4 protein-coding genes (2 of these 4 only partly in view) are annotated in these 2,500 nt (G+C 41.7%); 3 read left to right on the forward strand and 1 reads right to left on the reverse strand.

The genetic code is table 11. From position 1 onward, the window contains the following. Positions 1 to 12, forward strand: partial view of a type I glutamate--ammonia ligase gene (glnA, locus tag LEP1GSC062_RS09750; RefSeq protein ID WP_010578837.1) — the end only. It extends 1,410 nt beyond the left edge of the window; the window shows 12 of its 1,422 coding nt (coding positions 1,411-1,422); the start codon falls outside the window, past its left edge; it ends in the stop codon at positions 10 to 12. A gap of 241 nt (positions 13 to 253) precedes the next feature. Here the strand turns inward: glnA and LEP1GSC062_RS09755 are convergent, their stop codons facing one another. Then, positions 254 to 982: a hypothetical protein gene (locus LEP1GSC062_RS09755; protein ID WP_010578838.1), complete on the reverse strand. Its 729-nt coding sequence runs from the start codon at positions 980 to 982 to the stop codon at positions 254 to 256. Between the two features lie 33 nt (positions 983 to 1,015). On the opposite strand from LEP1GSC062_RS09755, the gene LEP1GSC062_RS23620 reads away from it, so the two are divergent. Next, positions 1,016 to 1,168, forward strand: a complete 153-nt coding sequence (locus LEP1GSC062_RS23620; protein ID WP_162142163.1) for a hypothetical protein — start codon at positions 1,016 to 1,018, stop codon at positions 1,166 to 1,168. A 158-nt stretch (positions 1,169 to 1,326) separates the two neighbouring features. Continuing rightward, a protein-coding gene (locus LEP1GSC062_RS09760) for a protein-disulfide reductase DsbD family protein (RefSeq protein ID WP_010578839.1) crosses the window boundary here: on the forward strand, positions 1,327 to 2,500 show its 5' portion. 203 nt of this gene lie beyond the right edge of the window; only the first 1,174 of its 1,377 coding nucleotides appear in the window; it begins with the start codon at positions 1,327 to 1,329; the stop codon falls past the right edge of the window.

Here is a 2,500-nt window from a genome sequence, read left to right on the forward strand (position 1 = left end):
TATTCCTGTTAGTAGAAATGTGCGCCGACTTTCGAGAAGCGCACGTTTCAATTGCAGAAATGGAAAAGCCCGAGAGTTTTCTCGGGCTTTTTTTGCGTCTAGGCAGAGATCAACCCTCCTAGGCAAGGTCACCTAAAACCCTGAGCCCTAAAACGTAAAAACTTCTGACAACTACTAAAAGCTATCTCAAAAATACTTTATCTTTGCTTAAAACGCCGATTCCAATCATTCTAAGATATTTTTGAGATAGCTTCTACTGTTCTAGGAGCGGTTTGTTTGCGTCCGGGTGTTTTGCCAAGTATTCTTGAATCGTATTTCTCTTTTTTTCTAAACGAAAAAGATGATCCTCGATGATCTTTCCGAAGTCCAGTTTACCGGTAATGATCTCATAACGTTCTGTTTCTATCGTTCCTAAATCCAGATCAGAGTCGATTTCGGAAGAACGATCCGCATATCTTTGGGCTTCCTTCCAATAGGGAATCGCTTCCTTATAAAATCCGTCTGCGACTTCGAAGGAACGATTTAGATCGTACGCGAAATCCAGATTGTGGAAGTAAAGATGTCGTTTATCAAATTGGGACGCGATTCTCATATACGAGCGCATGATTTGAAGATTGATGTGCATAAAAAGAAGATTGCGATATTTATAATATTCTTCCTCGTCTTTCACGGGACAAAGGGCGTTCTTTGGATGTCTGAATCGTTTTTTTAGTCCGATCTTTAGGAAATAAATGTTCCTTCTGAGTTCGTTTTCTCCGTAGTGAAGTTTGAGTCCGTAGAGCTGGTAATAATCTTCTAAAAATTTGGGTTCCCATTTGTGAAGTTTGTAGGGCACCCAATCGGAGAATTTCGTATAAGGACCGTTTTTTTCATATTCGTAGTTGTAATCTAGGTCGATCTCCGCGGAGATCGAGGTCGTCTCCACGTTTAAAATGATTCCTAAAAGGATGCAGTAGAGCGGTCTGATGATTTCCACGCGCATTCAAAGTGATTTTCGGCAGATTCTAATATTTAGATGAGAGCGGAACGTCCGGAAAATACGGCGCTTTCTTTGGAATTTCGAATCGGATATTCTTTTTCAGACTCAAAAAATCGGCGCTTCGGAGCTGATTTTTTGAATTTGTCCGCCGCGTCGAATCGTACGATTTCGCCTTTAGAAAACGGATGAATTCGTTTTCTTCTCGATAAAAAAATAATTTTTTAAAATCGGCATTGAGTCTAAACTACGAGTTTAAGAGCTATTTCATCTGGAAACGGGTTGACCTCTGATTTTTTAGAAGAAGCATAGTTCTCGCAGCAAAGTTTCATTTTTTGGTCTTTTAATTCGTGCTACTGAAAATCTATCAATATAAGAATTTTCTAATTCGTTTTGCGATTTTGAGCATCCTGACTTTGGGAGGATTGGTTTTACCTCTTTCCGCGGAAACTCTATCCGGTTCTTGGTTTTCCGGGATTCGAAAGTCCGTTTCGGAAGGGATTTCCAGCGGAACCTTTGATTGGACTTCCGGATTTCTTCTGATCGCAGGCGGGGTTCTTGCAAGCCTTTTACCCTGCGTATATCCATTGTACCCGATCACGGTCGGAATCGTAAGGGCTAGGGGGGAAGGTTCTCCTAGAATTTTACATCCTGCGATTTACTACCTCGGTTTGATCACAATCTATGCTTCTTTCGGACTGATCGCTGGTTTTTCGGGAGGGGCGTTTAACGTAATCTTGCGTTATCCGATCGTGAACCTTGCGCTTTCCATTCTTATTTTTTTATTGGCTTTGGGATCTTTGGATTTGATTCATCTTCCTTTTTTTCAATCCAAGGAGGTAAAAACCGCGAAAGGTTGCGGCGGAACTTTTTTCCTGGGAATGGGTGCCGGACTTCTTTCCTCTCCCTGTGTCGGTCCGGTTGTGGTCGCGATTCTTTTACAGATTACGGTTGGTTCCGGTGCGATCTCGATTGATTCTGTGCTTCTTGCCGCGTTTAAGATGTTTTTATTCGGAGTCGGTTTGGGATTTCCATTTTTAATGATCGGTGTTTTCGGTTTGAGTCTTCCTAAGTCGGGGAAATGGATGCGTTGGGTCCAGTGGGTCTTAGGGATTTTCGTATTATACTTTTCTTATACGTATTTTCAAAAATCTCTTTTGGGTTGGGGAATCTCTGATTCTTCGATCCTTTTGTCTGCGTTTGGAATTTTATTCCTGCTTCTTTGCATTTACTTCTTTCTTCCGGAAGAATGGGATCGTTATGTGAGAATGAAAAAGACCCTCTTTCTCGGAGGGGTGATTTTGTCCGCGGTTGGATTGGTGATTCTTTTCACACAAAACTTAAGAGGGATCGATTCGGTAATGGAAATAGAAACGAAGGGAAACCTTTCCTGGTTTCGATCTACTTCTAAGGCCTATGAGGAGGCCGCAAATACGGGGAAAAAAGTGTTTGTCGATTTTTATGCGGATTGGTGCACGAATTGCAATGCGTTCGAAGAACTCACACAAAATGATTCTGCTTTGA

This window comes from Leptospira alexanderi serovar Manhao 3 str. L 60 (genome assembly GCF_000243815.2).
Lineage (GTDB): Bacteria > Spirochaetota > Leptospiria > Leptospirales > Leptospiraceae > Leptospira > Leptospira alexanderi.